Origin of the sequence: Martinezella hainanensis (assembly GCF_900094555.1) — a bacterium.
GTDB lineage: Bacteria > Pseudomonadota > Alphaproteobacteria > Rhizobiales > Rhizobiaceae > Rhizobium > Rhizobium hainanense.
Map to the genome: position 1 here is coordinate 1249710 of NZ_FMAC01000001.1, position 17345 is coordinate 1267054.

17 protein-coding genes and 1 tRNA gene are annotated in these 17345 nt (G+C 60.7%); 6 read left to right on the forward strand and 12 right to left on the reverse strand.

The window, feature by feature from the left end; genetic code table 11:
• Positions 1–59: 59 nt before the first annotated feature.
• Together GA0061100_RS06040 and GA0061100_RS06045 are read right to left on the reverse strand one after the other, a co-directional pair.
• Positions 60–1013 carry a sugar-binding transcriptional regulator gene (locus tag GA0061100_RS06040; protein WP_075851749.1) on the reverse strand — a complete coding sequence of 318 codons (954 nt, stop codon included), beginning with the start codon at positions 1011–1013 and terminating at the stop codon, positions 60–62.
• Between the two features lie 73 nt (positions 1014–1086).
• On the reverse strand, positions 1087–1542 hold the full coding sequence (locus GA0061100_RS06045; RefSeq protein WP_075851927.1) for an RbsD/FucU family protein: 456 nt from the start codon (positions 1540–1542) through the stop codon (positions 1087–1089).
• Between the two features lie 222 nt (positions 1543–1764).
• On the opposite strand from GA0061100_RS06045, the gene GA0061100_RS06050 reads away from it, so the two are divergent.
• From GA0061100_RS06050 to GA0061100_RS06075, 6 genes are all read left to right on the forward strand, one after another.
• Positions 1765–2424: a response regulator gene (locus GA0061100_RS06050; RefSeq protein ID WP_075851751.1), complete on the forward strand. Its 660-nt coding sequence runs from the start codon at positions 1765–1767 to the stop codon at positions 2422–2424.
• Positions 2421–3773, forward strand: a complete 1353-nt coding sequence (locus tag GA0061100_RS06055) for an ATP-binding protein (RefSeq protein WP_075851752.1) — start codon at positions 2421–2423, stop codon at positions 3771–3773. Before GA0061100_RS06050 ends, GA0061100_RS06055 begins: the two co-directional genes overlap by 4 nt.
• A gap of 101 nt (positions 3774–3874) precedes the next feature.
• On the forward strand, positions 3875–4801 hold the full coding sequence (locus tag GA0061100_RS06060; protein ID WP_075851754.1) for an ROK family protein: 927 nt from the start codon (positions 3875–3877) through the stop codon (positions 4799–4801).
• Positions 4791–5501, forward strand: coding sequence for a copper homeostasis protein CutC (locus tag GA0061100_RS06065; RefSeq protein ID WP_075851755.1), 711 nt, complete (start codon positions 4791–4793; stop codon positions 5499–5501). Before GA0061100_RS06060 ends, GA0061100_RS06065 begins: the two co-directional genes overlap by 11 nt.
• Positions 5502–5741: 240 nt before the next feature.
• Positions 5742–6626 (forward strand): DUF6030 family protein, encoded by an 885-nt coding sequence (locus GA0061100_RS06070; protein WP_075851756.1) that lies wholly within the window; start codon positions 5742–5744, stop codon positions 6624–6626.
• Between the two features lie 196 nt (positions 6627–6822).
• Positions 6823–8274, forward strand: a complete 1452-nt coding sequence (locus tag GA0061100_RS06075; RefSeq protein WP_075851928.1) for a DHA2 family efflux MFS transporter permease subunit — start codon at positions 6823–6825, stop codon at positions 8272–8274.
• Between the two features lie 74 nt (positions 8275–8348).
• Here the strand turns inward: GA0061100_RS06075 and GA0061100_RS06080 are convergent, their stop codons facing one another.
• From GA0061100_RS06080 to hisD, 10 genes are all read right to left on the reverse strand, one after another.
• A complete protein-coding gene (locus GA0061100_RS06080; RefSeq protein ID WP_075851757.1) occupies positions 8349–9899 on the reverse strand; it encodes a SpoVR family protein in 1551 nt (516 codons plus the stop codon).
• Positions 9899–11170, reverse strand: a complete 1272-nt coding sequence (locus tag GA0061100_RS06085) for a YeaH/YhbH family protein (RefSeq protein ID WP_075851758.1) — start codon at positions 11168–11170, stop codon at positions 9899–9901. The genes GA0061100_RS06080 and GA0061100_RS06085 overlap by 1 nt, the downstream gene beginning before the upstream one ends.
• 18 nt (positions 11171–11188) lie before the next feature.
• Complete coding sequence (locus GA0061100_RS06090; protein ID WP_075851759.1) at positions 11189–13135, reverse strand: PrkA family serine protein kinase; 1947 nt, start codon at positions 13133–13135, stop codon at positions 11189–11191.
• Positions 13136–13472: 337 nt separating this feature from the next.
• Positions 13473–13548, reverse strand: a tRNA-Phe gene (locus tag GA0061100_RS06095).
• 196 nt (positions 13549–13744) lie between these two features.
• The gene (yacG, locus tag GA0061100_RS06105; RefSeq protein ID WP_075851761.1) at positions 13745–13960 is read right to left on the reverse strand and encodes a DNA gyrase inhibitor YacG; all 216 of its coding nucleotides are present in this window, start codon (positions 13958–13960) and stop codon (positions 13745–13747) included.
• Positions 13961–13965: 5 nt separating this feature from the next.
• On the reverse strand, positions 13966–14586 hold the full coding sequence (locus GA0061100_RS06110; protein ID WP_075851762.1) for a Maf-like protein: 621 nt from the start codon (positions 14584–14586) through the stop codon (positions 13966–13968).
• Between the two features lie 79 nt (positions 14587–14665).
• Positions 14666–14884 (reverse strand): translation initiation factor IF-1, encoded by a 219-nt coding sequence (infA, locus tag GA0061100_RS06115; protein ID WP_004117876.1) that lies wholly within the window; start codon positions 14882–14884, stop codon positions 14666–14668.
• A gap of 143 nt (positions 14885–15027) precedes the next feature.
• Positions 15028–15510 (reverse strand): arsenate-mycothiol transferase ArsC, encoded by a 483-nt coding sequence (locus GA0061100_RS06120; protein ID WP_075851763.1) that lies wholly within the window; start codon positions 15508–15510, stop codon positions 15028–15030.
• A 5-nt stretch (positions 15511–15515) separates the two neighbouring features.
• The gene (locus GA0061100_RS06125; protein WP_075851765.1) at positions 15516–15989 is read right to left on the reverse strand and encodes a UPF0262 family protein; all 474 of its coding nucleotides are present in this window, start codon (positions 15987–15989) and stop codon (positions 15516–15518) included.
• Positions 15990–15992: 3 nt separating this feature from the next.
• A complete protein-coding gene (gene hisD, locus GA0061100_RS06130) occupies positions 15993–17291 on the reverse strand; it encodes a histidinol dehydrogenase (RefSeq protein ID WP_075851767.1) in 1299 nt (432 codons plus the stop codon).
• Positions 17292–17345: the final 54 nt, after the last annotated feature.

Sequence of the window (17345 nt, forward strand, 5' to 3'; positions counted from 1 at the left end):
GTTGCTGCATTGCCGAGCAAGCAACCTATCTCTTTGTTTCTATGGGTTAAATTTTTTGCTCAAACCTTGAGCAAAAATTCGGCAACTGCCTCGTCAGTGATCAAACCATTGATCTGCTGTCCGACTACTGCAGCCTTGATCGCCTGGAACTTGCGTCGTCCCTTGGCGATTCCGATGACCGTGCACGTGTCTCGTGACGGCAAGGGCGCACTGGCGACGCGCTCGTTGACATCGTCGGGCATGAGCCTGCCATTGCCGTCGAAGACCCAGCCGCAGATTTCGCCGGCGGCCCCCCGATCCATCAAGGCCAGCATTTCGTCCCGTTCGAGAAAGCCGTCGAGACAGAGCGGCGCTTCCACGCCCATCTCGCCGATGCCGACAAAGGTCACATTGGCCTGTGCGCTGATATCGAGCGTCGAGCGCACCAGCGCCTGCGCATGCAGCAATTCGCGCTCCTCGGCGGAGGATACCAGCACCGGCAGCGGCATCGGAAAATGCCGCGCCTTGATGACGTCGGCCATGCTGAAGATGACGTTGTAATAGGCGGCCGAACCGTCGGGACCGATATTGCCCGTCAGCGACACCACACGATGCTGCAGACACTCGATGGCCGGCAGCTGATCGACCGCAGCCTTCAGTGTGCGGCCCGTGCCGATCGCCAGCACGATCGGGTCGGCTCGCCGCAGCCAGCGCTCGATTTCGGCTGCCCCCGCTTCGGCAATACCGATCGTGGAAGAGGTGCTGTCCGGATCGCTCGGCACGATATCGACATGGCGCAGATTGAACTTCTTCTTGAGCTCCGCCGCATATTCCAGGCACGCGGCGATCGGGTGATCCAGCCGCACCTTGATCAGCCGTTCGGCGACGGCCAACGACACCAGCCGCTGCGCCGACTGGCGGGATATTCCCATCGCGACGGCGATTTCGTCCTGCGTCCGGCCGGCGACGTAGTAGAGCCATCCGGCCCGCGCCGCATCGTCAAGCCGCCCTTGGGAATCCAGCTTCTTCGCCATCGCCTTCCTTTACCGAAACAGCGCCCTTGCCCGGGATGATCCGGACTATCCGTGCCGGGTCATTCAGTCCGGATCACTCAGCTTCTGGCGGGATGACACCCTTGGTCAAGGTGAAACAACCGTAGAAGCGGCGCTCGCCGGTCTGAATAACGCAAAAGGCATCCTTGGCGCGCTCGTAGAAGGCAAAACGCTCGACGGGCGAGAGCGGCCAATGTTTGCCCTCGGCCTTGTCGATCGCAGCCTGAACCTCACGCTGAACCGACGGCACCTCGCTCGGCGCGCCCACAACTTCCATGCGCGTCGCCGCATCGTCGATGAAGGTATCGAGAGGCATCAGCGACAATATGGCGGCAACCGCATCGGCAGCGGACACATTATCGATGCGCAGCAGTTCGCCCAGAACAGTCTGGCTAGCGATGGCCTCCGCCGGGAAATTCGTGTCGACGACGACAAGCATGTCGCCATGCCCCATCGATTTCAGCGCATAGAGCACGTCCGCATTCAATAGCGGCGAAATTCCCTTCAGCATGACCGAGGCCCTCCGATAGCCTATGGCGGCCATCCCGGGCCGCTTCGTTCTCCGCGCAAACAAGTAACCATCGCGTTCCTGTCTGTCCATAGGCGCCGGGAACGTTTTCGGCGGGTGGCCGAGCCATGAACTGTGTATCCAGCCACGGCTTATTTCAGCCGTTATTGACCCGATAGGTTCGTCGGCATTAACTGAAGTACGTTCAACGGTTGAGAGGTGCAGGTGCGCATTCTTGTGGTGGAGGACGACGAGACGATCGGCGGCGCGGTTCGCGACCATATCGCGGCGGGGCCTCATGCCGTGGATTGGGTCAAGAACCTGACCGATGCAGAAGAGGTCACCCGTGCCGTGCAATACGGCCTCATCCTGCTGGATCTGCAACTTCCGGACGGCAGCGGCATCGATTTCTTGAAACGGCTGCGCCGCAAGCCCGACGAAACGCCCGTCATCATCCTGACCGCGCGCGACCAGATCTCTGACCGCATTGAAGGTCTGAACAGCGGCGCCGACGATTATCTCGTCAAGCCGTTCAACCTTGGCGAACTTACTGCCCGTATCCTGGCAGTCGCCCGGCGCTATGCCGGCAGCCCCCAGCCGACACTCCGCTTTGACGACCTCGAAATCGACCAGCCGCAGCGCCGCGTCAAGCTCGCCGGCAAGGATGTGATTTTGACGGGACGCGAATGGGCCGTACTCGACCTGCTGATCACCCGGCCGGGCGCCATCGTATCGAAGGACAAGATAGAGGAAGCGCTCTATGCCTTCGGCTCCGAAATCGAGAGCAATACGGTGGAAGTCTACGTCAGCCGCCTACGCAAGAAGATCGGCAAGGACCGCATAAGGACGGCCCGCGGCGTCGGCTATTGCCTGGGTGAGCGATGACCGAAGGCAAGCAGCCCAGCCGTGCCAGCATCACCCGGCGCCTGATTACCGCGCTGACCGGCACCGTCGTCGTCTTCTGGCTGATTGCGGTCGGCATCGGCGTCTATGTCGTCAACAAGGAACTCTCCGAGACCTTCGACGGTGCACTGCAGGAAACCGCCGAGCGTCTGCTGCCGCTGGTGCTCGACGATCTCGCCAACCGCGACCATTCCGGCGATCCGCAGAGCCTGGAAGAACTCAACAGGGGGCTGAACCGCGAATATCTGACCTATCAGGTGCTCGATGCGAACGGCAAGGTCATCCTGCATTCCCACGATGCCCCGGCGACCGCCTATGACGTGCCGCTGAAGATCGGCTTCCATAACACCCCACGATACCGGATCTATACCGAATCCTCGGCCGACGGGACGATCTTCCTGCATGTCGCCGATGCCTTCAAGAATCGCCGCGAGGCATCACGCGAAAGCGGTGTCGCTCTGCTCTGGCCGCTGCTGGCGCTCATTCCCGCCAGCATCATTGCCATCGGCATCATCGTTGGTCGATCGCTGCGGCCGATCGACCGTCTGCGCTCCGAGATCGCCACCAAGGACGGCGGCAACATGGCGCCGCTCGTGAGCGAGACGCTGCCACTCGAACTCCAGCCGATCGCTCGCTCCGTCAACCTGCTGCTGGAGCGCCTTCGCCTGGCCCTGGAAGCCGAGCGCGAATTCACCGCCAACAGTGCCCATGAGCTGCGCACCCCGATTGCGGGCGCTCTTGCGCAGACCCAGAGGCTGATCGCCGAACTGCCGCAGGGGCAATTGACGGAACGCGCCGGCCGCATCGAGACGTCGCTTTCCAATCTCGGCCGGCTGGCGGAAAAACTGCTGCAGCTTTCCCGCGCCCAGGCCGGCATCGGCACGGGTGACAAGCCCACCGACCTTGTGACCATCATCGAAACAGTCATCGGCGACTACGACCGCGATACCGGCACGGCGGGCCGCGTCTTTCTGGAGAACGAAACAGCGGAGAAGCTGATCCGCAATGTCGATATCGATGCCTTTGCGATTGTCATGCGCAATCTTATCGAGAACGCGTTGATCCACGGCCCGACGGATGACGAAGTGACAGTCAGCGTCGACGACCGCACTGTCCGCGTCATCAATGGCGGCGCGGTGCTTTCCGCGAACGAACTTGCCGGCCTGAAGAAGCGTTTCTGGCGCGGCAAGACGAAAGCGGCGGGCTCCGGCCTGGGACTTTCGATCGTCGAGCGCATCGTCGGCCAGATCGGCGGGCACCTCGATCTGCTGTCGCCGGCGACCGGAAGGACCGATGGCTTCGAAGCCAGGATCACCCTGCCCTCCGCTTGACGGCACTTCGCCGGCGGCGGTTGATCCTAAAGAGGATTAACCTTGCAAAGACCGGCAAAGGGTGCGAGCAAGTGCGCCATGTTTCCAGCAGGTCGGTATCCATGATCGTTTCCTTCGACATCGGCGGCAGCGCCATCAAAGGCGGTATCGCCCGCTCCATGACGGATATCGTACCGCTGGCACGGCGCCCGACGCCGAGGCATGATTTCGCTGAATTCGTCGCTGCTTTGCGCGAGGTGATTGCCGAAGCCGGTGAGAGGCCGGATTGCCTCTCCTTCTCCATCGCCGGCGTTGTCGATCCCGATACGCAGGCGCTCACCTGCGCCAATATTCCCTGCATTCATGGTCGGCATCTTGCCGCCGATCTGGAAGCGGAGCTCGGCTATCCCGTGTTGATCGCCAATGATGCCGATTGCTTCGCCATGGCGGAAGCCATGTCCGGCGCGGGCCGTGGCCATCGCATCGTCTTCGGCGCTATTCTCGGTACCGGCGTCGGCGGCGGTCTCGTCGCGGATGGCCGGCTGGTCAACGCCGCCGGCGGCTTTGCAGGGGAATGGGGCCACGGCCCCATCATCGCCTCTTTTGCCGGCAATCCGCCGGTCGCCATTCCCGCCTATGCCTGCGGTTGCGGCCAGAAGGGCTGCGTCGACACCGTCGGCGGGGCGCGCGGCATCGAACGCCTGCACAAGACGCTCCATGGACTGGAACTCTCCAGCGAAGAGATCATCAGCCAGTGGCTGAAAGGCGAAGACCGCGCCGAACGCACGATCGAAGTCATGGTAGATCTGGTCGCCTCGCCCCTCGCGCTCACGATCAACATAACCGGTGCAACCATCGTGCCGGTCGGCGGCGGCCTTTCCAACGTCGAACCGCTCCTGGCACGTCTGGATGAAGCGGTGCGCACCCGCATCCTGCGCAAGTTCGGCCGGCCGCTCGTCGTGCCCAGTGAGTGCAAGCTTGAACCAGGCCTCATCGGCGCCGCCCTGTTGGGCCTGCAATATGCCGGAGAACACACCCATGCTGCTTGAGGTCTGTGTCGAGGACATTGCCGGCCTCAAGGCGGCCATCGAGGGCGGCGGCGATCGCATCGAGCTTTGCAGCGCGCTTCCTCTTGGCGGATTGACGCCGAGTGCCGGACTGATGGCCGCCGCGGCGAGGATGCCTGTCCCGGCCTATGCCATTGTCCGCCCGCGTGCCGGCAGCTTCGTCTACTCGGGCGATGAACTTGACATCATGAAGCGTGACATCGATGCGGCACGGGCCGCCGGGCTGCCGGGCGTCGTACTCGGCGCCTCCCTGCCGGACGGCCGACTGGATATTGACGCTCTCGCCGCCCTCGCCGCCCAAGCGGAAGGTCTCGGCAAGACATTGCACCGCGCCTTCGATCTCGTGCCCGACGTCGAGGAAGCCGTCGATGCCGCGATCTCCCTCGGCTTCGAGCGCATCCTGACGTCCGGCGGTGCAAGGACTGCGGCCGAAGGCGTTGCCATGCTCGAGCAGGCGATTGCCTCAGCCGCCGGCCGCATCTCCATCATGCCTGGTTCCGGCGTGACGCTAGCGACGGTCGGCCAGCTTTGGCCGCGCCTGGAGATCAGCGAGATCCATGCCTCCTGCTCCGCAACCGTCTCGGAGACGGATGAGCGCGTCATTGCCCTTGGCTTCTCGACACCGTCGGTCCGCCGCACGGATGCCGCCACCGTCAGGGCACTCAAGGCATATTTCGACTAGGGCAGACTGCATCATTATGGGCGCGACACCGCGACAAAGACGTGCAAAAGGCCAGAAGCCCGAAACGGAGAAACCGGTCGCGAGGGATCGTGATGCGCCTTGGGCAACATCATGAATTGACAAAGAAACATTAGAATGATCAATCGTTCATAAACGCATATGCTGTAGCCATGGATAGGCTGCGCAACATACAGTTATTGCAGCAAGCGTGTTTCCTCGGGAGTAGCTGTGATCTGAATCATGTCGGTGGCGCCACCTCGCAAGAAAAGCAGGGCTGTCTTTTGGATTGCAGCTGTTGTCATCGGTTCGATCATCCTGGCGACCGCGCTCCTTGCCAACGATATGCGCAATCTGAGAGCGCTGGATAGTCGCTATCATCTCAATCTCTTCCCGAAGCCGGAGCAGCACACAGCAGCGCCCGCCGCACCTGTACAGGAACAACAACAACCAGCCCATACGGCCGAGCCTCCGGCAGCGCCGACGTCGACATCAGCCCCCGCAGCCAGGAACGTCCGCGTCAAGCCGGCAAGTGTCACTGCAAAGCCGCCCGTCAAGAAAAGATCCCATCTGCTCGACGAACCCGTCGATGCGCTTCTGAGCGCCTTCGTACGCAGCTGGCGTATATCCGGTGAGACGCTTTGTGCCGACCTTGCGAAGTTCGGCCTACCCGTCGGGGAATGGCGGCAAAGCGAATTAGGCGCGGGCACATCGGAATGCAGCTACGCCATCCAGAAGGGCGCCTATGGCGATGCGAAGGCAGCTTCCTTCTTCATCATCGTTCGCGGCAAACCATCAGGAGAAATCGAGACAATCCGCATCAAGGTCATTATGCCCGACAACGATGATGGCAAGGCAATCGCGAGCACCTTCGTCGACACCGTCGTCCTGTTGCTGAACGAGACACACTGGCTCGACTTTCAGGCAGCGTTGGATGCGATCGGCAGATTGCAGGACGTGACGCTTCAGGCTTTTGGCGCCAAGCTCAGCTTCTTCAAGGAATTCCAGGGCAACAACAATTTCAATCTTCAGCTGGAGTTGCGCAGAACGGCGCCGGAGCAAATCCGTACCGCGATCGTCTTCGACAAGGCGCGCTGGACACTGCCCTCCCCCGCCTCGACCAACTAGTTCCGACATCCAGGGGCTTGGTTTTTGTTGCACCGCGCCATGGATGGTGCTCATATAGGCGACGATTCCGAAGGTCGGCGGATCACCGGCCGCCAGCACCATGTTTCCCGAGAGCACGAGGCGGTTTCCGAAGGGATTCATGCAAATCGTCAAACGCGCCGGTCCCCAGCCGGACGTTGGAAAGCCATTTCATTTCATGGATTCGATAGATCCCAATCCGCAAGGCCAGACTTTTGCGGTCGAACGCAACCCTCGCCTGCGCTACATCATCCCCGCCGTGGTCGCCGTCGCCTTCCTGATGGAACAGCTGGATTCGACCATCCTCATCACCGCCGTTCCCGATATCGCCAAGAGCCTCGACACGACGCCGGTCCGCATGAATCTGGCTGTCACGACCTATATTCTGACGCTCGCCATGTTCATTCCGGTGAGCGGCTGGTTCGCGGATCGCTTCGGCGCGCGGCGCATCTTCGCGCTTTCCCTCTTCATCTTCACGATCGGCTCTATCCTGTGCGGCCTTGCAACCAGCCTGCCCATGCTGATCGCCACCCGCGCGCTGCAGGGCTTCGGCGGCGCGATGATGACGCCGGTCGGGCGCCTCATTCTCATCCGCAGTTTCCCGCGCAGCCAGCTGGTTACGGCCATGACCTATATGACCCTGCCCGCCGTCATCGGGCCGCTGATCGGGCCTGTGCTCGGCGGCTTTCTGACGACCTATCTTTCCTGGCGCTGGATCTTCTGGGTAAATCTGCCCTTCGGCCTGATCGGCATGGCCATGGCGCTGCGCTATGTCGAGGACACCGAGCGCGACGAGACGATCAAATTCGATTTCCCGGGCTTTATCATGGTTGGCCTCGGCTGCGTGCTGCTGCAGTACGGGATCGAGAATATCGGCCGCCCGACGATTCCGGTCTGGGCGATTTTTCTCACACTCGCCGCCGCGGGACTGCTGCTGATCGGCTTCATCCGTTATGCAAGAACGGCGGAATCGCCGGCCGTGGATCTCACCCTCTTCAAACTGCGCACCTTTCGTATCGGCACGCTTGCCGGCGGCGTCTGTCGTGTCGGCCTGAACGGCGTGCCCTTCCTGCTGCCTCTGATGCTGCAGGTAGGCTTCGGCTTGAGCCCGATCGTCTCGGGCACGCTGACCTTCGTCAGCGCCTTGAGCGCCCTTGCCGTGCGGCCGGTCTCGGCAAAACTGCTGAAGCTCTATGGCTTCGACCGGATGCTCACCTGGAGCGCCGTGTTCGGCGCCGCCGTCGTCGCGGGCTTCGCATTGATTACGCCGGATACGCCGCACTGGTTCATCATCGTCTATGTCTTCATCTTCGGACTGGCACGTGCCGGACAGTTCATGACGTCAAACACCCTGTCCTATTCCGACACACCAGCCGCCCAGCTCAGCCGCGCGACGAGCCTCGGCGGCGTGCTGCAGCAATTGAGCGTCAGCTTCGGTATCTCCGTTGCCGCGATGCTGCTCGATCTGGTGACGCTGGATGGATCGCCACTGACACCAGAGAAATTCCATCTGGCCTTCCTGCTGATGGCGGTCATCCCGCTGCTCGGCATACCCGGCTTCCTCAAGCTGCAGCCGGAAGACGGCGCACAGGTAAGCGGCCATCAGCGACAACCGAAAAAGCAGTCTTAGCGCGTGATGCCGAAAAGTGTAGGCGGCTTTCGGAAGACATCACGCTCTACTTCTTTGATGCTAGAGCGGAGCGCTTACGCCGCAAGTGCCGAAGCGCGTGGATGAACGAGGTGATCGCGAAGCACCGCGCCGGAGCGGTCGACTTCCTGCATCAGCACGTCGTAGCTCCAGAGATCGGCCAGGTGCTGCAACACGCGCTTGGCATCCATATCGTCGAGCATCGCGCCATTCAGCACGGTGTGCTTGACCAGTAGCCGCCGGTCGCCGGCAAGATCGACATCGACGATCTCGATATGCGGATCGATCCAGCCGACATCATATTGCCGCGACAGCTCGCGTCGGATGCGCCGGTAGCCGCGCTCGTCATGAATGGCAGCGACCCTCAGCCCCTCTTCCTCCTCCGGATCGTCCGTCAGCTGGAACATGCGCATCTTGCGCATCAGGTGCGGACTGAGGAACTGCGCTACGAAGCTCTCGTCACGATAATTCGCCCAGAGGTCACGCAGCACCGCCATCGCATCGCCGGTGCCGGCAATCTCGGGGAACCACTGGCGATCCTCCTCTTCCGGCTTCGTCACGATGCGTTCGATATCCTGCATCATGGCAAAACCGATCGCATAAGGGTTAAGGCCGGAATAGCGGGGATCGTTGAAGGTCGGCTGGAAAACCACATTGGTATGCGATTTCAGGAATTCCAGGAAATCGCCGTCGCCAATGCCGCCAAGCTCGTGCAGCCGCGTCATGATGCGATAGTGCACATAGGTCGCCGTGCCCTCGTTCATCACCTTGGTCTGGCTCTGCGGATAGAAATACTGCGCCACATGCCGCACGATGCGGATGATTTCGCGCTGCCAGGGCTTCAGACGCGGCGCCATCTTTTCCAGGAAATAGAGGATGTTCTCCTGCGGCAGACCGGCCAGCGAGCGTCGCCGCTCCAAGTCGAGATCGAGGGTCTTCTTGCCATGTCCGGTCGGAACCGTGCGCCAGAGATCGTTGAAGATCTTCTCATCATATTCGCGCCGCTCGCGCTCACGCTTCTCCTCGTCGCGCAGGTCCGGCGTCTTCTTGCCGGCATAGCGATGAACCCCATGCGACATCAGTGCATGCGCGGCATCCAGCGTACGCTCGACGGCGGCGTGGCCATAGCGCTCCTCGCAGCGCGCGATATAGCTCTTGGCGAAATTAAGGTAGTCGAGAATGCCTTCGGCATCGGTCCAGAGCTTGAAGAGGTAATTGTTCTTGAAGAAGTGATTGTGGCCAAAGGCGGCATGGGCGATGACCAGCGCCTGCATCGTCGCGCTATTCTCCTCCATCAGATAGGAGATGCAGGGCGAACTGTTGATGACGATCTCATAGGCAAGCCCACGGAGGCCCTTGCGGTAGAAAGCCTCATGATGAGCGAAGTGCTTGCCGAAGGACCAATGCTTGTAAAAGAGCGGCATGCCGATCGAGGAATAGACGTCGAGCATCTGCTCGGCGGTGATGATCTCGATCTGGTTGGGATAAACGTCGAGGCCAAGCTCGTTGATGGCGATCTTCTCGCAGGCATCGTGAATTCGCTGTATGGTGGTGAAATCCCAGTCCGCACCGTCGAAAAGCCGCTCCATCGATGCCTTTTTCGCCATCATCCGCTCCTTGTTTCCGCCGTCCGGCGCTGGAAGAGATCGTGGAAGACCGGATAGATCTGGCTGCGATCGCTGACACGCCGCATGGAAAGCACTGGCCAGCCCGCCTGCATCCGCTCGTAGAGCGACCAGATCGCCGAACCGGACGAAATCGCGACGCTGCGCGATTCCCCCACTTCGAGATAGGCGAAATACTGGCAGACCGGCAGGATCTCGCTCGTCATCAGCGCTGCCGTCGTCGCATTGTCGGAATAGGCATTGTCGCCGTCCGACGCCTGCGCCGCATAGATATTCCAGTCGGATGCCGGGAAGCGGTCGCGCACGATCCGCCGCATGGCCTCGAGCGCGCTCGAAACCTGGGTCCCGCCGGTCGCCGGGCTACGGAAGAAGGTCTCCTCGTCCACCTCTTCCGCCACATCAGTATGCCGGATGAAGACGATCTCGACGCGGCGATACTGCCGGGTCAGGAAGATGTAGAGCAGCATGTAGAAGCGCTTGGCGAGATCCTTCATGTGCTCCGTCATCGAGCCAGAGACGTCCATCAGGCAGAACATGACAGCCTGGGCCACCGGCTTCGGTTCATTCTCGAAGCGGCGATAGCGTATGTCGATCGGATCGATATAGGGAATGCGCCGGACCTTTGATTCCAGCCGCTTGATCTCGTCTTCGAGCTGTGCCCGGCGCTTCTCGTCGGTGCACTCCTCCGCCTCCTCGATGAGCTTTTCGACCGTCTCCGGTTTCGGACGATGCAGCGCGACGCGACGCATCATGGCGAGCCGCATCGTGCGGTTGATGGCGAGATTGGCGGGTGATCCCGTCACCGAATAGCCTGAACGCACGGGATTGATCTGGTCGGCCGACATCAGGCGGCGCTTGGCAAGATCGGGCAATTCGAGATCGTCGAGGAAGAGATCGAGGAACTCGTCCCGCGTCAGGATGAAGCGGAAGGCATCCTCGCCGGATCCATCGCCGCCGGCGCGGGATTTGCCGCTACCGCCTTCGGGCCGCGGCAGAATATCACCTTCGATGAAGTCTTTGTTACCGGGAAGAATATGTTCCTTCAGCCCTTCCGGGCCGCGATGGAACCGAGGCTCCTCGGTTCCATCTAGGGGAATGCTGATTTCGCCACCCTTCAGAATGTCCTGAATGTCGCGATTTTGAGAGGATTCATAGACCGCTCTCTGCACCAGCGCTTTTGCTCTTCGCAAAAATCGTTGACGATTTTCTAGACTTTTTCCGCCTGGGTTCAGGCGTCTGTCAACAATGTGCATTCCTTCTTCCTTGGTGGCTCATCCCGCCTGTTTCACACGCATGTACCATTCCACAAGCCGCCGGACTTGACGCTCGGTATAGCCCCGCGCGACCATCCGTTCGACGAATTCACCATGTTTCTTCTCCGTCTCGCCATCCTTCTTGGACCCGAACGAGATGACGGGCAGAAGGTCCTCGACCTGGGAGAACATCCGCTTTTCGATGACCTCGCGGATCTTCTCATAGCTGGTCCAGGACGGATTCTTGCCGCCATGGCTCGCCCGTGCCCGCAGGCAGAACTTGACGACCTCGTTGCGGAAATCCTTCGGGTTGGCGATACCAGCCGGCTTTTCGATCTTTGTGAGCTCCTGGTTCAGAAGCTCGCGGTCGAGAAGCTGGCCCGTGTCGGGATCCTTGAAGTCCACATCCTCGATCCAGGCGTCGGCATAGTCGACATAGCGATCGAAAAGGTTCTGGCCATAATCCGCATAGGATTCCAGATAGGCTTTCTGGATCTCGTTGCCGATGAACTCCGCATAGCGCGGCCCCAGTTCGCTCTTGATGAATTCGATATAGAGCTTTTCGGTTTCAAGCGGCAGCTGTTCCCGGCGGATCGCCTGCTCCAGCATGTACATCAGATGCACCGGATCGGCGCCGACCTCAGTCGTGTCGTAGTTGAAGGTCGCCGCCAGCACCTTGAAGGCAAAACGGGTGGAAGCTCCGTCCATGCCTTCGTCGACACCGGCCGAGTCGCGATATTCCTGCACGCTGCGCGCTCTCGGATCGGTCTCCTTCAGGCTCTCGCCGTCATAGACCCGAAGCTTGGAGAAGGCGGTCGAATTCTCGTGCTTGGAAAGCCGCGTCAGAACCGTGAAGCGGGCGAGCGTCTCCAGGGTCGACGGCGCGCAGGGCGCGTCGCTGAGTTCGGATTCCTCGATCAGCTTCTCGTAGATCTTCTGCTCTTCGGTGACCCGCAGGCAATAAGGCACCTTCACGACACAGATGCGGTCGATGAATGCCTCATTGTTCTTGTTGGCCTTGAATGTCTGCCATTCCGACTCGTTTGAGTGAGCTAATATGATGCCCGAGAAGGGTATTGCACCGATGTTTTCCGTACCGATGTAATTGCCTTCCTGCGTCGCCGTCAGCAGCGGGTGCAGCATCTTGATCGGCGCCTTGAACATTTCGACGAATTCGAGAATGCCCTGATTGGCGCGGTTCAATGCACCGGAGTAGCTGTAGGCATCCGGATCGTTCTGCGCGAGACTTTCGAGCTTGCGGATATCCACCTTGCCGACCAGCGAGGAGATGTCCTGGTTGTTCTCGTCGCCCGGTTCCGTCTTGGCGACGGCAATTTGCCGCAATCTTGAGGGTTGCAGCCTGACGACGCGGAAGCGCGAGATATCACCTTCGAACTCTTCCAGCCGCTTCAGGCACCAAGGGCTCATGAGCCCGGTCAGACGGCGGCGGGGAATGCCGTAGCGCTCCTCGATCATCGGCCCCATGGTGACCGGATCGAACAGACTGAGCGGACTTTCAAAGACCGGGCTCAGCTCGTTGCCAGCCTTGAGGACATAGATGGGATGGACTTCCATCAATGATTTCAACCGCTCAGCAAGCGATGACTTGCCGCCGCCGACAGGCCCGAGCAGATAGAGGATCTGCTTGCGCTCCTCCAGCCCCTGGGCCGCATGGCGGAAGAAGGCGACGATGCGTTCGATCGTCTCTTCCATGCCGAAAAAGCCCGAAAAAGCTGGATAAGTCCGGATGGTCCGGTTCATGAAGATACGCCCAAGCCTAGTGTCCTTGGCCGTATCGATCAGCAGCGGTTCACCCATGGCTGCCAGTAGCCGCTCCGCCGCATTGGCGTACATGAGCGGGTCATCCCGGCACGCTTCCAGGTATTCGGAGAATGACATCTCGACTTCGCGCCGTGCTTCAAAAGTACGGGCGAACGTGTTGAACAGAACATCGTTGTTTAACATGGCGCCTCGGTTAGCTTGCTATTGCAATAAACGCCGGCTTTTACGAGATCACTTTATCCCGCTGTATCTAAAGTGCGGTATGACTCGCTTCGAATCAATAGGTGATCTGTCAATAATTCGTACGCTTGATTCCAAATGTCATCAATATCTTGATGGGGTCATGCACCGAATTAATGAAACACAACCTTAGGATTGTTGTGACCACGCAACACACGCTTTTGGTTACACAACTTCAGTCGACGCGTCAGCCGCGTATTCTTGCAAATACACGATCTCGGCGAAGAATTGGTCGAAGCCAGCGTCAGGCTTCATTGTCCGCATGAATGGGGAGAAAAGATGGTGCCCAGAGCCGGAATCGAACCAGCGACACGCGGATTTTCAATCCGCTGCTCTACCAACTGAGCTATCTGGGCATCCGAGCTTCGCGTCAAAGGAAGAGCCTTGAGAGGCGCTGGGCGGTTGGTTCGCCCCGGAAGCGAGCGGGGTTATAGCATCTTGTTCGGCCATGTCCAGCCGCAAATGACTCTTTTTTGACAGGAAATCGAATTTTGCCAATTCACAAATAAAATGAAAGGCTTCGCGAGACAGAGCCCCTCTGGAAAAGCACATTCAGTCCTGATCCGAGCCGTCGGCCTTCGTCTCATCCTCGGTGACGGGGATGGCATAGGAGCCATTGAGCCACCGCGAGAGATCGACGGAGCGGCAGCGATCCGAGCAGAATGGATAGTGTTCACGCAATGAAGGACGGCCGCATTCAGGACAGGGACGCGTCTTGCGCAGCGGCTCGACCTTCGAACCGACCTTGATCTCTTCAGCCTTCGTCATGAGCTTTATCCTTCCTGCCATCCGGCGTGGACATCGAATCCTTCGCCTGCGAGCAGCAGCATGGTCTCATAAAGCGGCAATCCGACGACGTTGGTGTAGGAGCCGACGAGCTTCTGCACGAAGGAGCCGGCAAGGCCCTGAATGCCATAAGCGCCCGCCTTGCCGCGCCATTGGCCGGAGGCGAGATACATTTCGATATCGCGGCCGGAAAGCCGCTTGAAACGCACCTTGGTTTCCACGACCTTCTGACGGGCCTTGCGATCCGGCGTAATCAGGCAGATGCCGGTATAGACGACATGGCCGCGGCCGGAGAGCAGATGCAGAGCCGCAGCCGCCTCATCGACGAACTCCGCCTTCGGCAGGATGCGCCGTCCGACGGCGACGACCGTATCGGCCGAAAGGATATAGCTCCCCTGCCAGGCGGCATCGCTCTTGATCGCCGCGAATGCCGCATCGCCCTTCTCGGCCGAAAGCCGCCGCGCCAGCGAGCGCGGATGCTCCGATTTTTTCGGCGTCTCGTCGATATCCATCGGCATGAGACGCGCGGGCTCGATGCCTGACTGGTGCAGGAGCTCAACGCGACGCGGCGATCCGGAGGCCAGTATCAGCTTGTGTTTCAACGCCATCAGACCTCGACCTGTCATGCGGGAATGAGAACCGGCTTTAGAGCATGACCGACGATCGGCAGCTCCAACGAGCGGCTGATTACTTGAAACGGTAGGTGATGCGGCCTTTGGTCAGGTCGTAAGGGGTCATTTCCACCAGCACCTTGTCGCCGGCCAGAACGCGGATGCGGTTCTTTCGCATGCGGCCCGCGGTGTGGGCAATGATCTCGTGCTCGTTTTCCAGCTTCACGCGAAAGGTCGCGTTCGGCAGGAGTTCGGTGACGACACCGGGAAATTCGAGGACTTCTTCTTTCGGCATTAAAGCTTCTTTTCCTGTCGGTTGGGGCCGGCGCCCATGCCAAAAAAGCGAGGGTCGCCGGAAATTTGCGCGGAAACTACACAATCATCGCGGTTTTGTGAACCTCGTTGATAAGGGTTTCTGCATTTGTTTCATTCGCAGCTCTAAAGCGAGCCGCGATGTTCCACCAGCCTGCTCTCGATCAGGCCGAGAAGATAGTCCCTCACGCCACGATAGGCGTCCAGAACCTGCTCGCGTGTTCCGTCCGTCGCAGAAGGGTCCATCGTCGGCCAATAGATGACATCGACGGCGTTCGCCCGCGTCAATTCAAGGGCGGCATGATGCGCCTCGGGAGACAGCGTGATGATGACATCGAAGAAATCATCCTCCAGCTCTTCGAGGGTCTGCGGCTGGCGGCGGCCGAGCGAGAGGCCGATTTCAGCCAGCACGACATCGACGAAGGGATTGCGCTCGCCGGCCCGCACGCCCGCCGAGGCGATATAGGTGCCCTGCGGCAGCATGCTGCGGGCCATCGCCTCGGCCATGGGCGAGCGGATGGCGTTCAGCCCGCACATGAAGAGGATGGCGCCGGGGGATTTGCCCCCGGGCGACCTGCCATTGTGCTCGATCGCCTGCGGCTCGTCCATATCAGTCACCCGCGCCAGTGGAGCACGCAGACGAGCGTGAAAAGCCGGCGCGCCGTATCGAAATCCACGCTGATCTTGCCGTTCAGCCGGTCCATCAATGTCTGGGAGCCTTCGTTGTGGATGCCGCGCCGGCCCATGTCGATCGCTTCGATGCGGCTGGGGGTGGCCGAGCGGATCGCCTCGTAATAGCTCTCGCAGATCATGAAGTAGTCCTTCACGATGCGGCGGAACGGGGTCAGCGACAGAATATGGGTGGCGACGACGCCACCGTCTTCCGTGCGGATGTCGAAGACCAGCTTCTGCTCGACCAGCGACAGGTTGAGCAGATAAGGGCCGCCTTGGTGACCTGCGGGCTCGAAGCTGTTTTCCTCGATCAGGTCGAAGATGGCGACGGCGCGCTCATGCTCGACATCGGGCGTCGAGCGGCCGATCGTGTCATCCAGGACCACATCGCTCAGCCGGAAGACGCCCTTGGCCATGCCTTACCCCTCGAGATTGAGGCGGATCGCGACCGATCGCGCATGTGCATCCAGCCCCTCGGAATTGGCAAGCGCGATTGCGGCCGGCCCGAGTGCGCGAAGCTGCTCCGACCCCAGCCGGAGAATAGACGTGCGCTTGACGAAATCCAGCACGGAAAGCCCGGAGGAAAAGCGCGCGGAGCGCGCCGTCGGCAACACATGGTTCGAACCGCCGACATAGTCGCCGATCACTTCCGGCGTATGGCGGCCAACGAAGATCGCGCCGGCATTGCGCACGCCTGAAAGCAGCGGCTCGGGATCATCGACCGCAAGTTCGAGGTGCTCGGCCGCGATGCGGTTGGCGAGCGGAATGGCTTGTCTCAAGTCCGAAACCAGGATGACCGCGCCGAAATCCCGCCAGCTCGTTGCCGCCGTCTGCGCGCGGCTGAGCTGCTTCAGCTGCCGCTCGACCGCCGCGTCCACGGCCTTGCCGAATTCGGCATCGTCGGTAATGAGGATCGATTGCGCGCTTTCGTCATGCTCGGCCTGGGCGAGCAGATCGGCGGCGATCCAGTCCGGATCGTTGTTCCTGTCGGCGATGACAAGCACTTCCGACGGGCCGGCGATCATGTCGATGCCGACGGTGCCGAAGACCTGACGCTTGGCCGCGGCCACATAGGCATTGCCGGGGCCGGTGATCTTGTAGACCGGCTGGATCGTCTCGGTGCCATAGGCGAGCGCCGCAATCGCCTGCGCGCCGCCGATGCGGTAGATTTCCTCGACGCCGGCCATGCGGGCCGCCGCAAGCACGGCCGGATTGACGGCACCGCCTGTGGCCGGCACGACGATGACGATGCGGTCGACACCGGCGACCTTGGCCGGCACGGCATTCATCAGCACCGAGCTCGGGTAGCTCGCCGTGCCGCCGGGCACATAGAGGCCGACGGCCTCGATCGCCGTCCAGCGCGACCCCAGGCCGACGCCGAGATCGTCCTCGTAGATATCGTCCTTCGGCAGCTGCCGGCGGTGATGCGATTCGATGCGGGTGGCGGCAACCTTCAGCGCGCCAAGCACTTCGGCCGGCACGGCCTCGATCGCCGCGTCGATTTCGGCTTCGCTGACGCGCATCGGCGTCACAGTGAAATCGACGCCGTCGAACTTTTTGGAATAGTCCGCAAGGGCGGCATCGCCGCGTGCCCGCACATCATCGATAATGCCGCGCACGACGGCATTCACGTCCTCGGACACTTCCCGCTTGGTCGTCAGGAATGCGGCGAACTGCTGCTCGAACCCTTCCGACGCCTGATCCAGCCAGATAGCCAAAACTGATATTCCCTTCCATCGAGGCCGCCTTCAGCGGCCAAATGCAACCGTTAC